22 protein-coding genes are annotated in these 21,665 nt (G+C 70.4%); 16 read left to right on the forward strand and 6 right to left on the reverse strand.

The genetic code is table 11. From position 1 onward, the window contains the following. Entirely contained in the window at window positions 1-762 is a 762-nt protein-coding gene (locus BJ991_RS06845; RefSeq protein WP_179488627.1) for an IclR family transcriptional regulator, read from the reverse strand. A gap of 261 nt (window positions 763-1,023) precedes the next feature. Between BJ991_RS06845 and BJ991_RS06850 the strand changes: the two genes are divergently transcribed. Further along, the gene (locus BJ991_RS06850; protein WP_179488629.1) at window positions 1,024-1,269 is read left to right on the forward strand and encodes a hypothetical protein; all 246 of its coding nucleotides are present in this window, start codon (window positions 1,024-1,026) and stop codon (window positions 1,267-1,269) included. A 93-nt stretch (window positions 1,270-1,362) separates the two neighbouring features. Here BJ991_RS06850 and BJ991_RS06855 read toward each other — a convergent pair whose 3' ends face one another. The 4 genes from BJ991_RS06855 to BJ991_RS06870 are packed head-to-tail and all read right to left on the reverse strand — an operon-like array spanning window position 1,363 to window position 4,590. Next, on the reverse strand, window positions 1,363-2,283 hold the full coding sequence (locus tag BJ991_RS06855; RefSeq protein WP_179488631.1) for an SDR family oxidoreductase: 921 nt from the start codon (window positions 2,281-2,283) through the stop codon (window positions 1,363-1,365). A 1-nt stretch (window position 2,284) separates the two neighbouring features. Continuing rightward, window positions 2,285-3,187: an amidohydrolase family protein gene (locus tag BJ991_RS06860; RefSeq protein WP_179488633.1), complete on the reverse strand. Its 903-nt coding sequence runs from the start codon at window positions 3,185-3,187 to the stop codon at window positions 2,285-2,287. Continuing rightward, window positions 3,184-3,852 carry a 3-oxoacid CoA-transferase subunit B gene (locus BJ991_RS06865; protein ID WP_179488635.1) on the reverse strand — a complete coding sequence of 223 codons (669 nt, stop codon included), beginning with the start codon at window positions 3,850-3,852 and terminating at the stop codon, window positions 3,184-3,186. The genes BJ991_RS06860 and BJ991_RS06865 overlap by 4 nt, the downstream gene beginning before the upstream one ends. Window positions 3,853-3,864: 12 nt before the next feature. Then, window positions 3,865-4,590, reverse strand: a complete 726-nt coding sequence (locus BJ991_RS06870) for a 3-oxoacid CoA-transferase subunit A (RefSeq protein ID WP_179488637.1) — start codon at window positions 4,588-4,590, stop codon at window positions 3,865-3,867. Window positions 4,591-4,878: 288 nt separating this feature from the next. Here BJ991_RS06870 and BJ991_RS06875 point away from each other — a divergent pair, with 288 nt between their 5' ends. The 12 genes from BJ991_RS06875 (at window position 4,879) to BJ991_RS06930 (ending at window position 18,695) form a co-directional block, all read left to right on the forward strand. Further along, window positions 4,879-5,988, forward strand: a complete 1,110-nt coding sequence (locus BJ991_RS06875) for an NDMA-dependent alcohol dehydrogenase (RefSeq protein ID WP_179488639.1) — start codon at window positions 4,879-4,881, stop codon at window positions 5,986-5,988. Window positions 5,989-6,008: 20 nt separating this feature from the next. Further along, window positions 6,009-7,502, forward strand: coding sequence for an aldehyde dehydrogenase family protein (locus BJ991_RS06880; protein WP_179488641.1), 1,494 nt, complete (start codon window positions 6,009-6,011; stop codon window positions 7,500-7,502). A gap of 19 nt (window positions 7,503-7,521) precedes the next feature. Continuing rightward, window positions 7,522-8,646 carry an NDMA-dependent alcohol dehydrogenase gene (locus BJ991_RS06885; protein WP_179488643.1) on the forward strand — a complete coding sequence of 375 codons (1,125 nt, stop codon included), beginning with the start codon at window positions 7,522-7,524 and terminating at the stop codon, window positions 8,644-8,646. Between the two features lie 25 nt (window positions 8,647-8,671). Beyond that, window positions 8,672-9,223 carry a UGSC family (seleno)protein gene (locus BJ991_RS06890; RefSeq protein WP_179488645.1) on the forward strand — a complete coding sequence of 184 codons (552 nt, stop codon included), beginning with the start codon at window positions 8,672-8,674 and terminating at the stop codon, window positions 9,221-9,223. Beyond that, a complete protein-coding gene (locus tag BJ991_RS06895; RefSeq protein WP_179488647.1) occupies window positions 9,220-10,314 on the forward strand; it encodes a hypothetical protein in 1,095 nt (364 codons plus the stop codon). Before BJ991_RS06890 ends, BJ991_RS06895 begins: the two co-directional genes overlap by 4 nt. A 51-nt stretch (window positions 10,315-10,365) precedes the next feature. Continuing rightward, window positions 10,366-11,472 (forward strand): zinc-dependent alcohol dehydrogenase, encoded by a 1,107-nt coding sequence (locus tag BJ991_RS06900; RefSeq protein ID WP_179488649.1) that lies wholly within the window; start codon window positions 10,366-10,368, stop codon window positions 11,470-11,472. A 56-nt stretch (window positions 11,473-11,528) separates the two neighbouring features. After that, complete coding sequence (locus BJ991_RS06905) at window positions 11,529-12,536, forward strand: amidohydrolase family protein (RefSeq protein ID WP_179488651.1); 1,008 nt, start codon at window positions 11,529-11,531, stop codon at window positions 12,534-12,536. A gap of 155 nt (window positions 12,537-12,691) precedes the next feature. Continuing rightward, the gene (locus tag BJ991_RS06910) at window positions 12,692-14,482 is read left to right on the forward strand and encodes an ABC transporter substrate-binding protein (protein WP_179488653.1); all 1,791 of its coding nucleotides are present in this window, start codon (window positions 12,692-12,694) and stop codon (window positions 14,480-14,482) included. Beyond that, window positions 14,479-15,516, forward strand: a complete 1,038-nt coding sequence (locus BJ991_RS06915; protein ID WP_218852891.1) for an ABC transporter permease subunit — start codon at window positions 14,479-14,481, stop codon at window positions 15,514-15,516. Before BJ991_RS06910 ends, BJ991_RS06915 begins: the two co-directional genes overlap by 4 nt. After that, entirely contained in the window at window positions 15,503-16,387 is an 885-nt protein-coding gene (locus BJ991_RS06920) for an ABC transporter permease (protein WP_179488655.1), read from the forward strand. Before BJ991_RS06915 ends, BJ991_RS06920 begins: the two co-directional genes overlap by 14 nt. Continuing rightward, window positions 16,384-17,460 (forward strand): ABC transporter ATP-binding protein, encoded by a 1,077-nt coding sequence (locus tag BJ991_RS06925; RefSeq protein ID WP_179488657.1) that lies wholly within the window; start codon window positions 16,384-16,386, stop codon window positions 17,458-17,460. The genes BJ991_RS06920 and BJ991_RS06925 overlap by 4 nt, the downstream gene beginning before the upstream one ends. Beyond that, window positions 17,457-18,695: an ABC transporter ATP-binding protein gene (locus BJ991_RS06930; protein ID WP_343048670.1), complete on the forward strand. Its 1,239-nt coding sequence runs from the start codon at window positions 17,457-17,459 to the stop codon at window positions 18,693-18,695. Before BJ991_RS06925 ends, BJ991_RS06930 begins: the two co-directional genes overlap by 4 nt. An 83-nt stretch (window positions 18,696-18,778) precedes the next feature. On the opposite strand, the gene BJ991_RS06935 is transcribed toward BJ991_RS06930, so the two are convergent. Continuing rightward, complete coding sequence (locus tag BJ991_RS06935) at window positions 18,779-19,405, reverse strand: helix-turn-helix domain-containing protein (RefSeq protein WP_179488659.1); 627 nt, start codon at window positions 19,403-19,405, stop codon at window positions 18,779-18,781. Window positions 19,406-19,524: 119 nt separating this feature from the next. Between BJ991_RS06935 and BJ991_RS06940 the strand changes: the two genes are divergently transcribed. From BJ991_RS06940 to BJ991_RS06950, 3 genes are all read left to right on the forward strand, one after another. Further along, complete coding sequence (locus BJ991_RS06940) at window positions 19,525-20,121, forward strand: GNAT family N-acetyltransferase (protein ID WP_179488661.1); 597 nt, start codon at window positions 19,525-19,527, stop codon at window positions 20,119-20,121. 190 nt (window positions 20,122-20,311) lie between these two features. Next, window positions 20,312-20,926, forward strand: a complete 615-nt coding sequence (locus tag BJ991_RS06945; protein WP_179488663.1) for a hypothetical protein — start codon at window positions 20,312-20,314, stop codon at window positions 20,924-20,926. 119 nt (window positions 20,927-21,045) lie between these two features. Further along, window positions 21,046-21,654 (forward strand): copper resistance CopC family protein, encoded by a 609-nt coding sequence (locus BJ991_RS06950; RefSeq protein ID WP_179488665.1) that lies wholly within the window; start codon window positions 21,046-21,048, stop codon window positions 21,652-21,654. Window positions 21,655-21,665 lie beyond the last annotated feature (11 nt).

The raw sequence follows: 21,665 nt of genomic DNA on the forward strand, positions 1-21,665 counted from the left end.
TCAGGCGGCGGCGGGCGGACGGCCCATGGCCGACGGAGCGCCGAGGCCGCGCGAGATCGCCCGCGCGGTCGCCGAGAGCGCCGGCAGGGCCGCGTGCGCGTTGGCGGCACCCGGATGCACCGTCACGCCGATCGCCGCGATGATGCGGTCGCGCGGCCCGCGCACGGGCACCGCGACGGCGAGAGCGTCGGTCGTGATCGAGTCCTCGACGATCGCGACGCCCGTGCGGCGCACGTCGGCGAGCACGCGCCGCAGCTCGTCGGGGTTCGTGATGGTGCGGGGCGTGAACCCCTGGAGCTTGGTCGCGAGCACCTCTTCGCGGAACTCCGGCGTCGCGTGCGCAAGCAGCACGAGGCCCGTTCCCGTCGCGTGCAGCGGCCAGCGGCCGCCGAGGCGGCTGAGCACGGGCGCACCGCCGCGCGCCCGCAGCGACTCGACGTACACGACGTCGTGGCCGTCGCGCACGGCGAGGTGCACGTTGGCGTTCGTCGCCGCCTGGAGGTCGCCGAGGAAGGGGAGCGCGATCTCGCGCAGGCGGAGACCCTGCGGCTCGAGCGACCCGAGCTCGAGGATGCGCATGCCGATCGCGTAGCGCCCGTCGCTGGAGCGCTCCAGCGCGCCCCAGTCGCGGAGCTCGCCGACCAGGCGGTGCGTCGTGCTCAGGCTCAGGCCCGCGCGTCGGCTGATCTCGCTCAGCGTGAGCACGAGGTGATCCTGGTCGAACACCTCGAGGATCGCGAGAACGCGTTGGGCGGCTGTCATGGTGTCCGCTCGCGGCGAGCGGATCTGGCTCATGGTCATCGTCGACCGACCTCCCGGGGGAAGAAGTGTGCTTCCACACAAGCCGAGTTGCAGGCAACCGTACAAGGGTCTTCCGCCTGCCGGAAGACATTTCGCCGGACGGATGCTCCAGGCACCGGTTTCGCGCGGAATCGTCTTCCGCACGGCGGGAGCGGGGCTTTCCTCGGGTCGTGCGCCGACCTAACGTCGAGATCACACAGGCATTCCGAGAAGGTGCATCCCATGCCGATCGACCAGGCTCAGCTCGAAGACTTCCGCCGCTCGCTCGAGGCGGACGACTATCACCTCGACGTCGCCCTCGCCGGCGACGCCGCCACCGCGCGCATCGTCGCCGGCCCGGATGCCTGCGCCGAATGCCTCGTGCCGAAAGACCTCATGCGCAACATGCTCGCCCCGATGCTCGGCGTCGACGCAGAGCGCATCGAGCTCACGTACCCGGTCGAGGTGCACACCTCACCCGGCCCCTGAGCGAGCGAAGCGAGACGAAGGGTGCTCCCGTGGGGCGCTTCGTCTCGCCTGCGGCTCGCTCAGCGTCTGGGTCTCGCCCCGGTTCCCGCGCCTTCACCCGCGCGACACCGGCGAAGGCGCCGTCGGCGCCGGCAGCCGGTTCTCCGGCGCGTACACGGGCGAGGCCGTGAGGAACGGGATCGCGGCGGCGCGCACCTCGTCGACGGGCTCGTCGGGGAAGGCGTCCTCGATCGTGCGGTGCCGGTCGATGACGCCCGCCTTGAACTCGGGGTGGGTGAGGATGAACAGGTCCCCGCGCCGCACGCCCTGCAGCACGCGCTCGCCGGCCTCCTCGGCCGACATATAGGGCTGAGTCTTCGACCACTCCGCGAACCCGTCGGGCGGAGGCGTGTAGCCCGACTCCCCGTACTGCGTCGGCCGGTTCTTGACCGCGCTCGCGATGTTGCTGTGGACGGGGCCGGGGCAGTACACCGACACGCCGATGCCCTCGGGCGCGAGCTCGATGTGCAGCGCTTCGGACAGCCCGATCACGGCGGCCTTCGTCATCGAGTACAGCCCCGCCACGATCGGCATGAGGCCCGCCATCGACGACGTGTTGACGATGTGACCGCCCTCGCCGTGCGCGCGGATACGCGGCAGGAACGCCTGGATGCCGTTCCCGACGCCCCGGACGTTGACGTCGATGACCCAATCCCAGTCGCTGGGGGTCGCCTCCGCGACCGGTCCCGTGAGCCCGATGCCCGCGTTGTTGACGAGCACGTCGATGCGACCGAACCGGCGTTCGACGTCGGCCGCGGCATCCGTCATCGCCTGAAGATCCGTGACGTCCACCCGCAGCGGCGTCACCTCGAGACCCCGTGCCGCGAACTCCGACACCGTCTCGTCGAGGTGATCCTGGCGCCTGCCCGTGACGACCACCGTCATGCCGGCGCGCGCGAACGCGAGCGCGATGCCGCGTCCGATGCCGCTCGAACCGCCCGTGACGACGGCGACCTTGCCTTCGACGTTCTCCATGTCAGCCTTTCTCGGCGTTCGTGCCGTTGCGCAGCCCGAACAGCCGCGCCGCGTTCTCCTTCAGAATGAGCGGCCGCACCTCGGGCTTGATCTCGAGCCGCTCGAAGTCCGACATCCAGCGCTCCGGCGTGATGACGGGGAAGTCCGAGCCGAACAGCACCTTCTCGCGCAGCAGCGTGTTCGCGTACTGCACGAGCTGCGGCGGGAAGTACCTGGGCGACCATCCCGAGAGGTCGATGTACACGCGCGGCTTGTGCGTCGCGACGGACAGCGCCTCGTCCTGCCACGGGAACGACGGATGCGCCAGCACGATGTCCATGTCGGGGAAGTCGGCTGCCACGTCGTCGAGGTGGAGCGGGTTCGCGTACTTGACGCGGATGCCGCCACCGCCGCGCTGCCCCGCGCCGACGCCCGTCTGGCCGGTGTGGAAGAGGGCGACGAGCCCGTGCTCCTGGATCAGCTCGAACAGCGGATACGCCGACCGGTCGTTCGGGTAGAAGGCCTGCACGCTCGGGTGGAACTTGAACCCGCGCACGCCGTACTCCTCGATGAGGCGCCGCGCGAGCCGAACCCCCGCCGCGCCGCGCGCGGGATCGACGCTCGCGAACGGGATGAGCACGTCGGAGTGCGCGGCGGCGAGCTGCGCGACCTCCTCGTTCGCCGGCTCGGGATCGTCGCCGCTCTGGGACACGCTGTCGACCGTGAAGACGACCGCCGCCATCGAGCGCTCGCGGTAGTACTCGGCGAGCTCGGGCACGGTGTAGGTCGGCATCGTGCCGATCTTGAAGTACTCGCCCATCGCCTCGTTGCCGGAGTGCTCGACATCCGGCTTTGCCGTCGAGCGGTGCACGTGCGTGTGCACGTCGATCGCGACGAGGTTCTCGACATCGATCGCGCCGGTCATCGGGCGAGGTCCTCGACGTAGGCGGCCTCGGTGCGCTCGCGCACGTACTCCGACGTGACGCCGGGGGCGAGCTCCTTCAGCACGAGCGTCCCGTCCTCGAAGTGGAAGGTCGCGAGGTCGGTGTAGACGCGCGTCACGACCTGGTGTCCCGTGAGGGGGAAGCTGCACTCGCGCACGAGCTTCGGGCGCCCCGACCGGTCGACGTGCTCCATGCACACCCACACGCGCGGCACTCCCGCGACGAGATCCATCGCGCCGCCGACCGCGGGGTTGCGGCCCGGCACGTACCAGTTCGCGAGGTCGCCGTTCTCGGCCACCTGCAGCGCGCCGAGGATCGTGGCGTCGAGATGCCCGCCGCGGATGATCGCGAACGACGTCGCGGAGTCGACGATCGCCGCGCCGGTGATGAGGCTCGCGGGCTGCTTGCCGGCATCCGTCAGATCCGGGTCCTCGTTGCCCGCGCCCGGGTGCGGGCCGAGTCCCAGCACGCCGTTCTCGGACTGCAGGAACACCGTCACCCCCTCGGGGATGAAGCGCGGGATCGCGAGCGGGATGCCCACGCCGAGGTTGACGGTGTAGCCGTCGGCGAGGTCCGCGGCGACCGCGCGCGCGATCTCGTCGCGTGTGCGTCCCACGACCTGTGTGCTGGTGTCGGTGTACGTCATGGAAACCCCCTGTCAGTGGGCCGGCACGGGAGCCGAGGTCATGCCGATGTGGTCCACGAACACGCCGGGCAGATGGATGTCGTCGGGGCCGATGTCGCCTGTTGCGACGAGCTGCTCGACCTCGGCGAACGTCACGCGCCCGCACATGCCCGCGAGCGGGTTGAAGTTGCGGGCCGAGAGGTGGAATCGCAGGTTGCCGCTGCGGTCGCCGATCTGCGCCTTCACGAGCCCGAAGTCGGCGTTGATGCCGTACTCGAGCACGTGCTGGCGACCGTGGAACTCGCGCGTCTCCTTCTCGGGCACGAACGACGCGGGCTCGCCCTCTCCGTCGTACGTGAGCGGGAACGTGCCGTCGGAGAGCATCGTCCCGGCGCTCGAGGGCGTGTAGAACGCGGCGACGCCGGCCCCTCCCGCCCGCATGCGCTCGGCGAGCGTGCCCTGCGGGACGAGCTCGAGCTCGATTCGACCCGCGAAGTAGTCGTCGTAGAACTCCTGGAGGATCGGGAACGACGCCGTGATGCGGCGCACGCGCCCCTCGCGCACGAGCCGCCCGACTCCCGTGAAATCGTCGCCGACGTTGTTCACGTAGAGGTGCAGATCCCGCTTGTCGAGGTCGCTCAGCGCGTTCAGCAGCGCGTCGGGCCGGCCGGAGCTTCCGAAGCCGCCGACGGCGATCGTGGCCCCCGACCAGACGACGTCCAGGGCCTCGGCGAGGTCGTCTCGGAACTTGTCGATCACGTTCAGTCCTCCGTGAAGGGGGTGGGGCGGGTGCGGGCCTGGCCTGTCCAGGCTGGACGCCAGTCAACCTGTCGGACCCGGGCCGGCGAACCCGCGTTTCCGTGTCGTAGAAGCCCTGTGCACCGCTTGTCCCGCCCACCGGATGACACGCCGTGCCCCGCGCCGAATTGTCTTCCGCGCCCCGGAAGCGACCTGGCCGGATCGCGCCGCGCGGCCCACGGTGGGAAAGGAGCCGACCCGCCCACGCGGCGGGAGCCTGAGTCGACATCGAAGTCTGGAAGGGGCCACATGAGCCTGATCACACGCGCCGCCGTCTGTCGCGAACCCGGTCAGCCCTGGGAGATCACCGAGCTCGAGCTCGACGACCCCAAGGCGAACGAGGTCCGCGTCAAGATCTACGCCGCGGGCATGTGCCACTCCGACGACCACATCCAGAAGGGCGACGCCCCGATGCGGATGCCGGTGGTCGGCGGCCACGAGGGCTGCGGCATCGTCGAGGCCGTCGGCGAAGGCGTCACCCGCGTGAAGCCGGGCGATCGCGTGGTCTTCTCGTTCATCCCCGCGTGCGGCACCTGCCGGTATTGCGCCACGGGGCGGCAGAACCTGTGCGACGCGGGCAAGAACGCGGCGACGGGCGAGTTCGCCGACGGGACGTTCCGCTTCCACCAGGACGGCGTCGACTTCGGCGGCCTGTGCGTGCTCGGCACGTTCTCGCAGTACGCGGTCGTGTCGGAGTACTCGGTCGTGCCGGTGCCCGACGACCTGCCGTTCGAGGTCGGGGCGGTGATCGGATGCGGCGTCCCCACCGGCTGGGGATCGGCGGTGCACCTCGCCGGCGTCAAGGCGGGCGACACGGTCGTCATCTACGGCTCGGGCGGCGTCGGGTCCAACGCCGTGCAGGGCGCGGCGATGGCCGGCGCCGAGCGCGTCGTGGTCGTCGACCCCGTCGAGTTCAAGCGCGAGAAGGCGAAGGAGTTCGGCGCCACCCACACGTTCGCGACGGCGGAGGAGGCGCACGAGTTCGTCGTGAGCTCGACGTGGGGCGAGCTCGCCGACCACGCGATCATCACCGTCGGGATCCTCCACGACAAGGTCATCCACGATGCGATCAACGTCGTCGGCAAGACCGGCCAGGTCACGATCACCGCGGTCGGCAACGGCTGGATCGACGAGAACCCCGGCCTGCTCATCGGCTTCCAGCGGCGCATCCAGGGCGGCATCTACGGCGGATGCAGCCCGCTGGTCGACATCCCGCGCCTCGTGAGCCTCTACAAGAGCGGACAGCTCAAGGTCGAGGAGCTCATCACGCGCCGCTACAAGCTCGAGGACGTCAACCAGGGCTACCAGGACATGCTCGACGGCAAGAACATCCGCGGCGTCATCACGCTCGAACACTGAGAACACCAGAGGGACACGACATGACCATCACGACCGAGTCCGCGACGGGATCGACGAGCGACCTCGTCGTCGACGGCGCCCAGCTCATCGGCGGCGAGTGGGTGGCATCCATCACCGGCCGCACCATCGACGTCATCAACCCGGCGAACCGCGACGTCATCGCGCGCGTTCCGCGCAGCGACGAGGCCGACGTCGACCTCGCGATCCGCGCGGCCGAGAAGGCCTTCCCCGCGTGGCGCGACCTCGACGCGTCTAGCCGCGCGCGCCTCATCTTCCGCTGGGCCGACCTCGTCGAGCAGCGCGGCGCCGAGCTCGACAGCCTCGAGTCGCAGGAGGTGGGCCGCCCGAGCTGGGGTCCGCCGCCCATGGCGAGCCAGCTGCGCTTCATCGCGGGGCAGGCCGACAAGGTGCAGGGCGTGTCCCTCCCGACGCGCTCGCCCGAGTCGCTCGGCTTCACGCTGCGCGAGCCGTACGGCGTCGTCGGCGGCGTGATCCCGTGGAACGCGCCAGGTCCGATGTTCGCGACCGAGGTGGGAGCCGCGATCGCGGCGGGCAACACGATGGTGATGAAGCCCGCCGAGGACGCACCGCTCACGCCCCTCGCACTCGCCAAGCTCGCGCTCGAGGCGGGCATCCCGGCCGGCGTCATCAACGTCGTCACCGGCTACGGGCACGAGGCCGGCGCCGCGATCCCCGCCGACCCACGCATCCGCCGCATGGGCTTCACCGGATCGCCGCAGACCGGCCGCCTCATCATGGAGGCCTGCGCGCGCAACCTCACGCCGCTGCACCTCGAGCTCGGGGGCAAGTCGCCCCAGGTGGTCTTCCCCGACGCCGATCTCGACGCGGCGATCCCGTCGATGGCCATGGGGGTGACCCTCAACACCGGCCAGATCTGCGCCGCCGGCACGCGCGTCGTGGTGCACCGCAGCATCCACGACGAGGTGGTCGACCGCCTCGCGGCCCAGCTGCAGAAAGTCACGGTCGGCCCGTGGCACCAGCCGGTGGCGATGGGCCCGCTCATCAACGAGAAGCAGCACCAGCGCGTGCTCGGCTACATCGATCTCGGCAAGGAGCAGGGCGCCGAGCTCGTCACCGGCGGTGGTGTTCCGAAGGGCTCCGACTACGAGTCGGGCTTCTTCATCGAGCCCACCCTCTTCGACAAGGTCTCGCCCGACATGCGCATCGCGCAGGAGGAGATCTTCGGGCCGGTGTTGTCGGTGCTCACGTTCGACGACGAGGCCGAGGCGATCGAGATCGCGAATGGCGTCGACTACGGCCTGGTCGCATCGGTGTGGACGCGCGACGTCGGCACCGCGGTGCGGATGACGCGCGCTCTGCAGGCCGGCCAGGTCGGCGTGAACACGCCGCTGGGGGCGGGCACCGTCATCGGCGGCCCGTTCGGCGGCTACAAGAACAGCGGCTTCGGCCGGACGATGGGCGCGGACTCGGTCCTGGAGTGGACCCAGGTCAAGACCGTGTCCCTCCAGAGTGCTCCCCTCCCGCGGCGCTGAAAGGGCGACTGAGAAACACATGGCAACCATCACCACCCACGCGGCCGTCGCACGCGGCCCGCACATCGGCTGGGAGCTCACCGACCTCGAACTGGACGACCCGAAGGAGCACGAGGTCCGCATCAAGTTCGCGGCATCCGGCCTCTGTCACTCCGACGACCACATCACCGCGGGCGACGCGCCCGTGCGATTCCCGATGGTCGGCGGACACGAGGGCGCCGGGATCGTCGAGTCGGTCGGGCCGAACGTCACACGCGTGAAGCCCGGCGACCGTGTCGTGTGCTCGTACATCCCGGCGTGCGGCGCGTGCCGCCCGTGCTCGACCGGCCACCAGAACATGTGCGTCAAGGGCCTGCATGCCGGAAGCGGCATGTTCCTCGACGGCACGTTCCGCTTCCACAAGGACGGCGAGGACTACGGCGGCTTCTGCTCGCTCGGCACGTTCTCCGAGTACGCGGTCGTGTCGGAGTGGGCCGTCGTGCCGCTGCCTGACGACATCCCGTTCGAGATCGCTTCCCTTGTCGGATGCGGCGTGCCGACGGGCTGGGGATCAGCGGTGTACGCGGCGGGTGTGCGCGCGGGCGACACCGTCGTCATCTTCGGCGCGGGCGGCGTCGGCAGCAACGCCGTGCAGGGCGCGCGCTACGCGGGCGCGAAGAACGTCGTTGTGGTGGACCCCGTCGACTTCAAGCGCGAGACGGCGGTCTCGACGTTCGGCGCGACGCACGCGTTCGCGTCGGCGCCCGAGGCGCACGAGTTCGTCGCCGCGACCACGTGGGGGCAGCTCGCCGACCACGTCATCATGACCCCCGACGCGGTGACCGAGCAGATGGTGAACGCGGCGGTCATGATGACCGGCAAGGGCGGCAAGGTGACGATCACCGCGGTCGGCCACCTCACCGAGAAGGCCGTGCACGTGCACGCGGGCATGCTCATCGGCTACCAGCGGCAGATCCGCGGCGCGCTGTTCGGCGACTGCAACCCGCTGTACGACATCCCGCGGCTGCTCGGGCTCTACCGCTCGGGCGACCTCAAGCTCGACGAGCTCATCACGCGCACCTACGGCCTCGACGAGGTCAACGACGCGTACCGCGACCTCAACGAGGGTAAGAACATCCGCGGAGTCATCGTCCACGAGTCCTGAGCGGCTCGAGAGAAGGAGGAGCAGGGTGCCGAACGCCATTCTGGACCCGACCGGCCGCACGGCCGCCCCGGAGAACGACGCCGCCACGGTGAGCGCCCCGCGCCGCGGAGCGCTCACCGGCGCGCGCGTGGGGCTGCTCGACAACACGAAGCACAACGCGATGCTGTTCCTGCAGGAGGTCGGACGCCTGCTCGTCGACGAGCACGGCGCCGCCGAGGTGAGCATCGTCGAGACCAAGCGCAGCTTCTCGGTGCCCGTCGATGACGAGATCGTCGCGCGCTACCGCAAGAGCGCCGACGTCGTCGTGACCGGCGTCGGAGACTGCGGGTCGTGCAGCGCCGCCGCCGTCGCGGACGGGATCAACTTCGAGAAGGCGGGCGTCCCCGCCGCCGTCGTGCTCACGGATGCGTTCACGACGACGGGCCACATGATGGCGCAGGTGCAGGGCGCGCCCGGGTACGAGTGGATCACGACGGAGCATCCGGTCGCGGTCCTCGATGAGGACCAGGTGCGCGAACGCGCGCGGCGACTGCTGCCGCAGATCGTCGAGACACTGACGACGGGAGGAGAGCGGTGAGCGCGCAGGCCCAGACCCTTGATCCGGATGCCGCGCAGGCGGCCATCGAGCACTGCTACGACCAGGGCTGGAGCGACGGACTCCCCGTCGTCCCGGCGACGCAGCCGCTCGTCGACGAGTTCCTCGCCGCCGCGGGCCGCCCGGCCGACGAGGTCATCGGGCACTCTCCGCAGGTCGACCGCAGCGTCACCGTGGAGCTCGCCGCGATCAACGCGGTCATGGCGGGGTGCAAGCCCGAGTACTTCCCGGTCGTGCTCGCCGCGTGGGAGGCGCTCATGCGCGAGCGCGCGACCAACGGCGGCGGCTGGCAGTCCACGAGCGGTCCGGCGCCCCTCATCATCGTGAACGGCCCGATCCGGAACGTCATCGGTCTCAACAGCGCGGGCGGCGCGTTCGGCCCGGGCTTCCGCGCGAACGCGACGATCTCGCGCGCGATCGGCCTCATCGTGCGCAATGTCTACGGCATCCAGCCGCACGGCCTCGAGCAGGCGACACAGGGACTCCCCGGCCGCTGGCAGATCTGCTTCGGAGAGAACGAGGAGGAGAGCCCGTGGGCGCCGCTCGCCGAAGAGCTCGGCGTGCCCGGCGACGCCGTCACGACGACGCTGCTGCGCACGTCCGAGTACGTCGACAACCGGCACACGCCCGATCCCGAGCAGCTCCTGTACGACTTCGCCGACACGATCGGACGCTCCGGCGCGTGGATCTTCAAGCACGCGATGGCGGGCGTCGTGTTCTGCCCGGAGCACGCGCAGCTGCTGGGTGCCGCGGGATTCAACAGGGCGGATGTCGCGACCTTCCTCTCCGAGAACGCTGGTCGCACGACCGGCCAGCTCGCGCGGGCCGGCAAGGACTTCGCGAACGACTTCGGCGTGCGCTTCCCTGGCACCGCCGAGGAGCCGGACGCCTTCCAGCGCACGATGCCACCGGCCGACCCGAAGCGGATGATCATCGCGGTCGCCGGTGCCCGCAACGCCGGAATCTCGATGGTGGTGCGGTACTTCGCGGACTGGTCGGGCACGGCGGTCCCGATCCGGACGGCGGCGGATGCGGCATCCGCGAGCCCCGCGTCGGCGGCCGCGACCGGCTGACGCCCCGTCACCCACCCCGAAACCCTCACGAACGATGCGAAACGGAAGACGATGACCCAGATGGTGCGTGCGGCGGTCCAGACCGGACCGCGCAAGATCGAGATGCGCGAGTTCCCCCGGCCCCAGGTCGGCCCCGACGACGGGCTGCTGCGGGTCGAGGCCAACGGCATCTGCGGAAGCGACGTCGAGATCTACCGCGGCCACATGGGCATGAACCGCGACCCGTTCATCCCGGGACACGAGCCGATGGGCATCATCGAGGAGCTGGGGGAGCGGGCGGCGGAGCGCTGGGGTGTGCAGGTCGGAGACCGCGTCGCGCTGGAGGTCATCGTGCCGTGCCGCGCGTGCGGCGACTGCCTCAGCGGCAATTACCAGGCGTGCCGGTTCCGCAAGTACGGGCACGGCGTCACAGGCATCGAGGTCGCGCCGAGCCTGTGGGGTGGCTTCGCCGAGTATCTGTACATCTCGCCGACCTCGGTGCTCCACAAGATCGACAAGACGATCCCCGTCGAGATCGCTGCGATGTACAACCCGCTCGGCGCGGGCGTGCGGTGGGCTGTCGACCTCGGCGGCGTGGGCCTCGGCAGCACCCTCCTCGTGCTCGGTGCGGGGCAGCGCGGGATCTCGGCCGTCATCGCGGCGAAGGCCGCCGGCGCGTCGACGGTGATCGTGACGGGGCTCGCCTCCGACCGGCACAAGCTCGCCGTGGCACGCGAGCTCGGCGCCGACCACACGATCGAGGTCGACGGCGAGAACGCGCAGGACGTGGTCGAGACCGTGATGGACCTCACGGGCGGACGGGGCGTCGACGTGTCGCTCGAGGTCACCCCGATGGCGACGCAGCCCGTGCTCGACGCCCTCAAGGCGACCCGCCACGGCGGCACCGTCGTGCTCGCGGGCCTCAAGGGCGGCAAGGAGCTGCCCGTGCCGACCGACCTCTTCATCAACCGCGCGCTCACCGTGAAGGGCGCGTTCGGGGTCGATTCGTCCGCGAACGAGAGGGCGATCGCGCTCATCGAGTCGGGGCGCTTCCCGCTCGAGAAGCTCCACACGCACACGTTCGGCCTCGACGAGGTCGGCCTCGCGATCGACACCCTCGCCGGAGACACCGACGACAAGTCGGCGATCCACGTGTCGGTGCATCCGTCGTTCGCCTGATCCGCCCGCGCGGCACTCGATCCCGACCCCCCAGACCAGACAGGAGACGTCGCCCCTTGATCATCGACGCCCACGCCCACCTGCTTCCCAAGGACTACCCGCACGACGCGCCCGAGTGCTTCCCCCGCATGGAGCCGATCGACGGCAGCGCGGACCGTCTGCTCGTGTTCGACAAGATGCGCTTCCCCGCGAAGGAGGTGTTCTTCGAGGCGGAGCGGCGCGTGGAGGCGATGGACGCGTCGGGCGTCGACGCCGAGGTCGTGAGCCCCATGCCTCCGCTGCTGCGCTACGACCTGCCGGCGGCGGACGGCCTTGCGCTCGCGCAACACGTCAACGAGTTCGCCGCCGAGCTGGCGGGTCACGCCCCGGAGCGCATCATCGCGCTCGGCATGGTTCCGATGCAGGATCCGGATGCCGCGACGGCCGAGCTCGCGGCGATCACCGAGCTCGGGCTCGCGGGCGTCGAGATCGCGTCGAACATCCTCGGCACCTCGATCGGCGACGCCTCGTTCCTCGACTTCTTCAAGGAGGCCGAGCGCCTCGATCTCCCGGTGTTCGTGCACGCGATGCCCTCGCCGACCGACCGGCTGCCGATGGCGGCGATGGGGACGTACGTCGTGGGCCTGGAGGGCATGTACTCGGCCGCGTCGCTCATCCTCGGCGGCACGGCGGAGGCCTGTCCCGACCTGCGCATCTCGTTCAGTCACGCCGCCGGCGGCTTCGCGATGATGCTGCCGCGCGCGCAGTACTTCTGGGGCGGCTCGTGGAACGAGGAGCCGCGGAACCTCGAGCGGGCCGTCATGCCCGACGAGGGCCCGTCGCCGCTCGAGTACGCGCGGCGGTTCTACTACGACTCGATGGTGTTCGACCGTCGCACGATCCGCTACCTCGTGGATCTGCTCGGCGCCGACCGGCTGCTCGTGGGGTCGGATTTCCCGGCGATGCTGCGCGAGGAGCCCGCTGCGAAGACCCTCCAGAGCATGGATCTGCCCGACGACCAGTGGCAGGACATCAGCTGGCGCAACGCGCTCCGCTGGCTCGGCCGAGAGGCCGTCGACGCCTGATATTCCGCGGATTCCAGGCGCCCTTTCGTCGGGCGGAAGTGCCGTGGATCGGCCCCTGAGTCTCAGCGAAACTGCCAAACAGAACGGGCCCGCCCGGGCCCTTCACGCGATCCAGCGGCACCCGATCGCACCTCCTCAGCCCAAGGGAGCAAGACATGAAATCATCCGTGAGAGGCGGACGCTCAGCAGTGCGGCTGTTCGGAACCCTCGCCGTCGCGCTGAGCCTCGTCGTGGCAGGCACGGCGTGCGCGGCCGGCGGCCAGCCGACCGACGAGAACGGCAACGTCGAAGTCGGCGATCCTCAGCCCGGCGGCAGCCTGACCGTGCTGCTCGACGCCGGCTTCGCCGGAGGCTGGGCGACCGGACTCGACCCGGCGACGAGCAACACGACCGGAGCGAACCTCCCGCAGAACGCGGCGATCTTCGGCGGCCTGTTCACCCTCGAGCCCGGCGAGGACGGCGAGGGCGGCCAGATCGTCCCGAACCAGGCCGAGGGCTACGAGTGGTCCGAAGACGGGCTCACGCTGACCGTGACGCTGCGCGACGGCATCACGTTCACCGACGGCACGCCGTTCAACGCCGAGGCCGTGCTGTGGAACTGGATCCGCGAACTCAGCTCGGGCAGCACAGGCGCTCCGAGAATCGACCTGAACACGTCGCTCGAGCCGCCCCAGCTCGATCAGGCCTTCCTCGACGACCTGTTCGCGGCGCTGCCCGAGGACGTCGACCGGGATGCACTGAATGGCAGGCTCAACGCGATCCGCGTCGTCGACGACCTCACCATCGAGATGCACCTCAACGCGGTGAACGGCTCGCTCATCAACGGGTTCCCCGGGGCCAACCTCAACCTCATCGCGTCGCCGACGGCGTACAAGGAGATGGGCGCGCGGACGTTCAGCGAGAAGCCGGTCGGAGCAGGCCCCTTCATCGTCACCGCCAACACGCAGAGCCAGCGTCTCGAGCTCGAGAAGAACCCCGACTACTTCAAGGACGGGCTCCCGTACCTCGATGCGCTCAACTTCCAGAGCGCGGCGGGCGACCAGGTGCTCTACCAGTCGCTGCTCGCGGGCGACGGCCAGGTGGTCGAGGGCCTCTCCTCGGTGACCCTCATCCAGGAGGCGCGCAACAACCCCGACGTGCAGGTCGTGCTCGGCACGCCGACGTCGCCGTACGTGATCCAGCTGAACACCCGCAAGCCGCCGTTCGACGACAAGCGGGCCCGTGAGGCGATCTACTACGCGACCGACTTCGCCGCGATCAACAAGGGCCTGTTCAACGACGAGGGCGAGATGAGCCAGTCGTTCACGGCCTCGGGCGGCCTGTTCTGGCACGACACCGTGCCCGGCTACCGCGAGTACGACCCCGAGAAGGCCGCCGAGATCGTCGAGGAGATCGGCGGGCTCACCGTCCGCCTCGGCACGACCGACATCGTGACCGCGCGCTCGGTGACGACCGCCCTGCAGACGCAGTGGGAAGAGGCCGGCATCGACGTGCAGATCGACGCCGAGCCCCTCGGCGACGTCATCAACCGCTTCCTCGCGGGCGACTGGGACGCGCTCCTGCAGACCGCCGGAGCGTGGGACCCGTCGGTCGGAATCGGGGTCGGCGTGCGCTTCGGCTCGACATCGCCCTTCAGCGGTGCGCCGCTCCCCGAGGGTGCGGCGAACGCGGGCGACGCGATCGCGCAGGGTCTCACGACCGAGCTCGACGACATGCTCGCGGCCGCGATCGCCACGACCGACGACGACGAGCGGTTCGAGGTGTACCAGCAGATCAGCAAGTACATCTCCGACGAGGCGTACGCGCCGTTCGGCATGGCGTTCTCGCCGGCACAGGTCATGAAGAAGGGCGTGCACGGGCCCGGCCTCGACCAGCCGATCCCCGCGCTCGCCGTGAACCAGGGCGTGCTGTACGACCGCGTCTGGATCGAGGAATCCGCCCGGTGACAAGCCACGCAACCGCGGCGACCGCCGCCCGGCCCGAGGCGCGCTCCGGCGCCCTCGGCCGGGTGGCCGGCTCGCCGCTGGCACGACTGATCACGCGCCGCGTGCTCGTCGCGATACCGCTCCTGCTCGCGATCAGCCTGCTGGTGTTCGTCCTGCTGGAGCTGTTGCCGGGCGACCCCGCCCAGGTGCAGGCCGGCATGGACGCGACGCCCGAAGAGGTCGAGGCGGTGCGGCGCCGGCTCGGTCTCGACCGGCCCGCTCCCGAACGCTACCTCTCGTGGCTGTTCGGGGTGCTGACGGGCAACCTCGGGGTGTCGAGCGTGCAGCAGAAGCCCGTGACCGAGATCCTCGCGACGGCCCTTCCGCCCACGATCGAGATCGTCGCACTCGCGTTCATCGTGTCGCTCGTGGTGGCCCTCCCGGTCGCGCTCCTGGCCGCACGCAAGCCGGGCGGCTTCTTCGACCGCACGATCATGGTGATCTCGATGGCGCTGCTCGCGATCCCCAACTACGTGCTGGCGCTCCTTCTCGTGCTCATCTTCGCGGTCGCGTTCCGCGGCATGCTCCCGTCGCTCGGCTACGTGCCGATCAGCGCGGGATTGTGGCCGAACCTGCGGACCGTGATCCTCCCCGTGCTCGCCCTGTCGATCCCGCTCATGGCGTTCTACGCGCGGTTCCTGCGCGGAGACCTCGTCGAGCAGATCAACTCCGCCGACTACGTCGACACCGCCCGCGCGAAGGGCGTCGGGTCGTGGCGGATCCTGTGGCAGCACGCCTTCCGCAATTCGTCCTTCGGCCTGCTGACGATCGTCGGCCTCAACATCGGAGGCCTCATCGGCGGCACCGTCATCATCGAGCAGATCTTCTCGATCCGGGGCCTGGGCATGGAGATGCTCCAGGCGCTCGGCGCGCGCGACATCGCCGTCGTGCAGATCTGCGTGTTCATCTTCGCCGCTGTCGCGATCGCGGCGAACCTGATCGTGGACGTGCTGTACGCCGTCCTCGACCCGAGGATCCGCTATGGCCGTAACTGAGACCACCACGAAGGCCCTTCTGACGCCGGTCCAGCCGATCGCGTTCGGCGAGCGCTGGGCGAAGTGGCGCCGCCGCCTCGTCGTCTGGGTTCCCGCCGGCTTCGTCATCTTCCTCGTCGCGCTGTGCTTCCTCGGCCCGCTCGTCCTGCCGATCCCGGCTCCCACGGGCGGCAGCATCCTCGAGTCGCGCCTGCCCCCCGGCTCGCCCGGCCACCTGCTCGGCACCGATGTCGACGGAAACGACGTCTTCTCGCGCCTGTTGTACGGCGGACGTTCGTCGCTGATCATCGCGGTGAGCGTCAATGTCATCGGCATCTTCTTCGGCGGCCTGGTCGGCGCGGTGTCCGGATACCTCGGCGGAAAGCCCGACACCGTCATCATGCGCGCGCTCGACGTGCTCATCGCGTTCCCGTCGCTGGTCATCACGATCGTGATCGCCCAGATGCTCGGGCCGAGCATCTGGAACACGATCCTCGCCCTCACGGCGTTCAGCATCCCCGCCGTCGCGCGCATCTCGCGCGCCGCGACGATGCGGCTCATGCAGATGCCCTTCCTGCAGGCCGCCGAGCTCAGCGGCAGCCCGTGGTGGCGCGTCCTGCTGCGGCACATCGCCCCCAACATCACGCCGCAGCTGATCAACTTCGCGATGCTCGGCATGGGCATCGTGATCGTGACGGAGGGCGCGCTGAGCTTCCTCGGCCTCGGCGTGCCGCCGCCCGCACCGAGCTGGGGGAACATGATCTTCCAGGCTCAGCAGAACATGTCGGCGACGCCGCTGCTCGTGCTGTGGCCGAGTCTCGCCCTCCTGCTGACGGTGCTCGCCTTCAACCTGCTCGGAGAGAACGTGCGCGACGAATTGAGCGGCCGATGACGGACCTCGCGACCGAGACCCGACGACCGGAGACCATTGCCGTGAGCTACGAGCCCGAGCGTCAGCCGGTACTGACCGTGCGCGACCTGCACGTCGCGTTCTCGCGGGGCGGCCGGAAGATCCACGCCGTCAACGGGCTGTCGTACACGCTCCGCGCGGGCCGCACGCTCGCGATCATCGGCGAGTCCGGCTCGGGCAAGTCGGTGAGCGTGCGCGCGCTCATGGGCCTCCTGCCCCCGAGCGCGACAGTCCGCGGCTCGGCGCTGCTCGGCGACACGGAGTTGGTCGGCATGGGCGACCGCGCGATGCGGCGCATCCGGGGCAATGACATCTCGATGATCTTCCAAGACCCGGCCCGGTCGCTGAACCCGACCATGAGCATCGGAGTGCAGATCACGGAGGCGATCCGCACCCATTCGGACCTCGACAAGAAGGCAGCCGCCGACCGGGCGGTCGAGCTGCTCAAGCTCGTGCGCCTGCCCGCGCCCGAGCGCCGGTACCACGAGTATCCGCACCAGCTCTCCGGCGGCATGCGCCAGCGCGTCATGATCGCGATCGCGCTCGCCGCGAACCCGAAGGTGCTCATCGCCGACGAGGCGACGACGGCGCTCGACGTGACGACGCAGGCGCAGATCATGGAGCTGCTCGCGGATCTGCAGGACAGGCTCGGCACGGCCGTCATCATGATCAGCCACGATCTGGGACTGGCCGCGAGCTACGCCCACGAGGTGCTCGTCATGTACGCGGGTCAGGCGGTCGAGCACGCCGAGACGAACACGCTGTTCCGGAACGTGCGGATGCCGTACACGAAGGCCCTTCTCGGGGCGATCCCGCAGCTCACGACCGCCCCGCACTCGCAGCTGACGGTCATCGGCGGGCATCCGCCCGACCTCGCCGCCCTCCCGAGCGGATGCCCGTTCGCGCCGCGCTGCAACCGCGCGACCGAGCAGTGCCGGCTCGACAAGCCGCCGCTCGACGAGCATGAGCCGGAGCACCTGTACGCGTGCTGGCATCCGTACCTTCCCGGCACCGAGGACGAGCCCGTCCCCGTCGACGAGGAGGCGCTGTCGTGACGACGATCGAGACCACCCGCCCCCAGCCCGCCTCCGCGGTGCCCGAGCCGATCCTGTCGGTGCAGAACCTCGTGCAGGAGTTCGTGACGCGCGGTCCCGGCGGCGTGAAGGCCGGCGTCGTGCACGCGGTGTCCGACGTGTCGTTCGACCTCTTCCCCGGCGAGACGCTCGGCATCGTGGGCGAGACCGGCTCGGGCAAGTCCACGCTCGCTCGCGCGATCATCGGCGTGGATCGCCCGAAGTCGGGCGTGGTGCGGTTCCTCGGGCGCGACCTCATGGGGCTGTCCAAGCGCGACCTCAAGCGTGCGCGCAAGGACATCCAGATGGTCTACCAGGACCCGTTCGGGTCGCTGAACCCGCGCTGGCGGGTCGAGGATGTCGTCGCCGAGCCGCTCCTGGGCCACACGTCGATGGGCCGGCACGAGCGCCGTGAGCGCGTGCGCGAGCTGCTCGACCTCGTGGGTCTCAACCCCGACACGTACGCGCGGCGGCGTCCGATGGAGCTGTCGGGCGGGCAGGCGCAGCGCGTCGCGATCGCGCGCGCGATCGCCCTCAATCCGGCGCTCGTCATCTGCGACGAGGCGATCTCCTCGCTCGACGTGCTCATCCAGGCGCAGGTCCTCAACCTGTTCGAGAAGCTGCGCAGCGAACTCGGTCTCTCGTACCTGTTCATCGCGCACGACCTCGCGACGGTGAAGCAGATCAGCGACCGGGTCGCGGTCATGCACCTCGGGCAGCTCGCCGAGATCGGCCCTGCCGAGGAGATCTACCGGGCGCCGCGGCATCCGTACACGAAGGCCCTCCTGGACTCGATCCCCGGGCTCGACCCCGAGACCGGCATCGCGAAGCGCCCCGTGCCGCTCAGCGGCGAACCGCCGTCGCCCCTGAACCCGCCGAGCGGATGTCGCTTCCGCACGCGCTGCCCGCGCGCGCAGGAGCTGTGCGCCGAGGTCGAGCCCCGGCTCGCCGAGCACGAGCGGGGTCACTTCGTCGCGTGCCACTTCCCGCTCGAGGATCCCGCCGCGTTCTCGGTCGAGTCCCTGCGCGGCTCGATCCGCTCGACGGGGTCCGCGGCGCCGGTGGTCGCCCCCGACGAGGGCGCACCCGGTCCGGCCGGCGTCGACATCGACGCGGACGAGCCGTCGCCCGATGCTCCCGACGTTCCGAGAGCGCCCGACGAGCCGCTGCTGCTCGGCCAGACGGGCGAGGCGCGGCGCGGCACTGACCTCCTCTGACCGCGGTCGGGGCATCCGTCACCCCGCGACGATCGACGGATGCCCCGCCCGCACCTACCGGGGCGTGCGGGGCGGTCGGGGTGTCAGGCCGTCGCGACCGCTGTCGTGTCGCGCAGCTCGATGCGGCACTCGTGGGGCGTCACGAACGGACGGTAGGCGCTGATCTCGAGTGGCCCCGGCACCTGGTGCAGGATCTCGTCGGCGAGGCGCTGGTGCACGGCGCACACGACGAGCTTCTCGTCCTCGTCGTCCATCAGCGGGTAGAACGGGCACGGGCGCAGCCGCACGATGAGCGACGCCTCGTCGATCTCGGGCTCGAGGCCTGCGTCGTCGAGGTGTTCGTAGAGCACGTCGAGCTGGTGCAGGGCCTCAGCCGGAAGCTCGCGCACGCACGGCACGAGACGCCGCAGCAGGTCGCCGTGCTCGGCGGCGCGCTCGATGCGCGACCTCGCGACGGGGTTCGCGCTCGCGTCGCGCACCGGGTGGAAACCCAGCGGCGGTCGGCCGCGCGTGCCCTGTGGGGTGGCGCGGCTCACGATGAGGCCCCGATCCTCGAGCACTCGCACGTGGTCTCGCACGGTGTTCTCGTGCAGGCCCGTCCGCGAGGCGAGCTCGCTCAGGAGGATTCCGGGCTGCGACTGGATCGCGTCGAGGAGCCGGATGCGGCTCGCCTGGGCGAGCCCGCGGTAGTCGTCGACGCGACGGGGCATGCATCGATTATCCGCCGGGAGGAGCGGTGACACGAATCGGGGACATCGACCTGAATTCCCGTTCGATGAGAATGTTCGCGCGATCCAGCTCGACGCTTGACGCGCCTATACTCGGGCGGGTGCCCCGCATCCGTCCGTTCCGCGCCGGAGACGAACCCGCCCTCGCGCACGTCTGCCTGCTGACAGCCGACGCCGGCGGCGACGCGACCGGCGTGCTCGAGGACGACGACCTGTGGGCCCGCCTCTTCGTGCTGCCGTATGTCGAGCGGCATCCGCAGTTCGCGTTCGTCGTGGAGACGGATGACGACCGCGTCGCGGGCTACATCGTGTGCGCACCCGATACGCGTGGCTTCGAGGAGTGGTTCCGCGACGGGTGGTGGCCGCGGTTCGCGCAGCAGTACCCGAAGCCGGATGCTGAGCGGTCGCGCCAGGACGGAGTCCTCATCTACGCGTACGGCCGCGGCCCGGGAGCCGAGCCGTACGGCGACGTGTACCCCGCGCACCTGCACATCGATCTGCTGCCCGAGCTGCAAGGGCAGGGATGGGGCCGCCGCCTCATCGAGACGCTCATCGCCGCGCTGCGCGACGCCGGCGTGACGGGACTGCATCTCGTCGCGTCGCTCGAGAACACGGGGGCGATCGCGTTCTACCCGCGGGTCGGCTTCACCCCGCTGCCGTCGCACGAGGGCGTGCAGGCGTTCGGGATGCGCCTCTAGCTGCGACCGCTGGACCGTCAGGTCAGGGTCTTGACGCAGCGGCGTTCGAACAGCGGCTCGGTGGAGATGCCGACGACGAGGCGGTCGTCGTACAGCGTCGCGCCGTAAGAGCTCGACAAGCTCTTCCTGATCCCGCCCTGACAGGGTCGCCGATTCGACGCCCGCGCGGATGGTGAGAGAAGATGGAGGCATGCGACGCTCCCGTGCCTCCCGCGCTCTGCGCGGCACGGTCGCGGCATCCGTCGCCACGTTCGTCGCACTGCTCTCTCACGTCGCATCGGGCGGTGGACTTCCCGGGTGGCTCGGCATCGTCGTGCCGTGGGTGCTCTCGGTCATGGTGTGCACGCTTCTCGCCGGTCGCGCGCTGTCGCTCGTGCGGCTGGCGGGGGCCGTCGCGCTGAGCCAGCTGCTGTTCCACGCGCTGTTCGTGCTCGGCACGGGCGCTCCGTCTCCGGCGGTCGCCGGTCACCACCACGGGGGCACGACGACGCCGTTGCCCGCGCTGGGTGACGAGGCGACCGCGATGCTGGTCGCCGACTCCGCGATGTGGGTCTCGCACGCGATCGCGGCCGTCGTGACGGTCGTGGTCCTCTACCGCGGCGAACAAGCCATCATGCGCCTGCGCGGCATCCTCGCCGAGCTGCGGGCATGGGCCGTGCGCTTCGTTGCTCGCGTCGTCCCCGTCCCGCTGCCGGCTCCGGTGGCTGCGTCGCTCGGCGACGCCGCGTCGGGCTGGCACGTCGCTCGCTCGCCAGAGCTCTCGCCGCTGGTCCGCCGCGGTCCTCCGTTCCTTCTCGCGCACTGAGACTGACCGCGCCCGCCTCGGGCGGTGTGCGGTGTCGTTCTGCATCCGTCCTCGGAGTCGGGTGGTTCAGGTGCGCGGAGCACGCCCTTCCGGCGTGCCCGCGAGAAGGGTGGTTCGGGATGCCTCGCGTCCGATCGGTTCTGGCCGGCGCCGCTGTCGCGCTCGCCGCCGTACTCGCGTCCGCGGCGCCCGCCGCGGCGCATGACGCGCTGGCGGCGAGCGATCCGGCACCGGATGAGCGTCTGGACGCGGCACCGGAGTCGGTGTCGCTGACGTTCACGGGCAGCGTCCTCACGATGGGGGCCGCGGTCGTCGTGGCCGACGAGTCCGGCCGCGACTGGGTCGCGGGCGAGCCCGAGGTCGTCGAGGGCACCGTCTCGGTTCCGCTGGAACCGGGCATGCCTGAAGCGGCATACGAAGTGCGCTGGCGCGTCGTATCGGCGGACGGGCACGCGATCAGCGGGCTGATCCCCTTCACCATCGGGGACGCCGAGCCCTTCTCCCGAACCGCGGACGCCGCCCAAGCCGAGGCGGATGCCGCGGTCGGCCCACCCTCGCAGAACGCCCGGAACGCACCGGAGCAGCAGTCTCAGAGCGCGGCAGAGGACCAGGGCGGCGCACTGCGCGTCGTGCTGGTCGGCATCGGAGGTGCGGTCGCGGCAATCGCCGTGTACGCCCTCGTCACCCTTCTCCGTCGCCGCACGTCCGCGGCCGGAGACTCTCCGTGAAAGGCACTTCC

Origin of the sequence: Microbacterium immunditiarum, from assembly GCF_013409785.1 — a bacterium.
Classification (GTDB): domain Bacteria; phylum Actinomycetota; class Actinomycetes; order Actinomycetales; family Microbacteriaceae; genus Microbacterium; species Microbacterium immunditiarum.

Excerpts from the sequence above, each read along its gene's own strand:
- BJ991_RS06845 (WP_179488627.1), bottom strand. The coding sequence starts at position 762 with ATGACAGCCGCCCAACGCGTTCTCGCGATCCTCGAGGTGTTCGACCAG.
- BJ991_RS06850 (WP_179488629.1), top strand. The coding sequence starts at position 1,024 with ATGCCGATCGACCAGGCTCAGCTCGAAGACTTCCGCCGCTCGCTCGAG.
- BJ991_RS06855 (WP_179488631.1), bottom strand. The coding sequence starts at position 2,283 with ATGGAGAACGTCGAAGGCAAGGTCGCCGTCGTCACGGGCGGTTCGAGC.
- BJ991_RS06860 (WP_179488633.1), bottom strand. The coding sequence starts at position 3,187 with ATGACCGGCGCGATCGATGTCGAGAACCTCGTCGCGATCGACGTGCAC.
- BJ991_RS06865 (WP_179488635.1), bottom strand. The coding sequence starts at position 3,852 with ATGACGTACACCGACACCAGCACACAGGTCGTGGGACGCACACGCGAC.
- BJ991_RS06875 (WP_179488639.1), top strand. The coding sequence starts at position 4,879 with ATGAGCCTGATCACACGCGCCGCCGTCTGTCGCGAACCCGGTCAGCCC.
- BJ991_RS06880 (WP_179488641.1), top strand. The coding sequence starts at position 6,009 with ATGACCATCACGACCGAGTCCGCGACGGGATCGACGAGCGACCTCGTC.
- BJ991_RS06885 (WP_179488643.1), top strand. The coding sequence starts at position 7,522 with ATGGCAACCATCACCACCCACGCGGCCGTCGCACGCGGCCCGCACATC.
- BJ991_RS06900 (WP_179488649.1), top strand. The coding sequence starts at position 10,366 with ATGACCCAGATGGTGCGTGCGGCGGTCCAGACCGGACCGCGCAAGATC.
- BJ991_RS06910 (WP_179488653.1), top strand. The coding sequence starts at position 12,692 with ATGAAATCATCCGTGAGAGGCGGACGCTCAGCAGTGCGGCTGTTCGGA.
- BJ991_RS06920 (WP_179488655.1), top strand. The coding sequence starts at position 15,503 with ATGGCCGTAACTGAGACCACCACGAAGGCCCTTCTGACGCCGGTCCAG.
- BJ991_RS06925 (WP_179488657.1), top strand. The coding sequence starts at position 16,384 with ATGACGGACCTCGCGACCGAGACCCGACGACCGGAGACCATTGCCGTG.
- BJ991_RS06935 (WP_179488659.1), bottom strand. The coding sequence starts at position 19,405 with ATGCCCCGTCGCGTCGACGACTACCGCGGGCTCGCCCAGGCGAGCCGC.
- BJ991_RS06945 (WP_179488663.1), top strand. The coding sequence starts at position 20,312 with ATGCGACGCTCCCGTGCCTCCCGCGCTCTGCGCGGCACGGTCGCGGCA.
- BJ991_RS06950 (WP_179488665.1), top strand. The coding sequence starts at position 21,046 with ATGCCTCGCGTCCGATCGGTTCTGGCCGGCGCCGCTGTCGCGCTCGCC.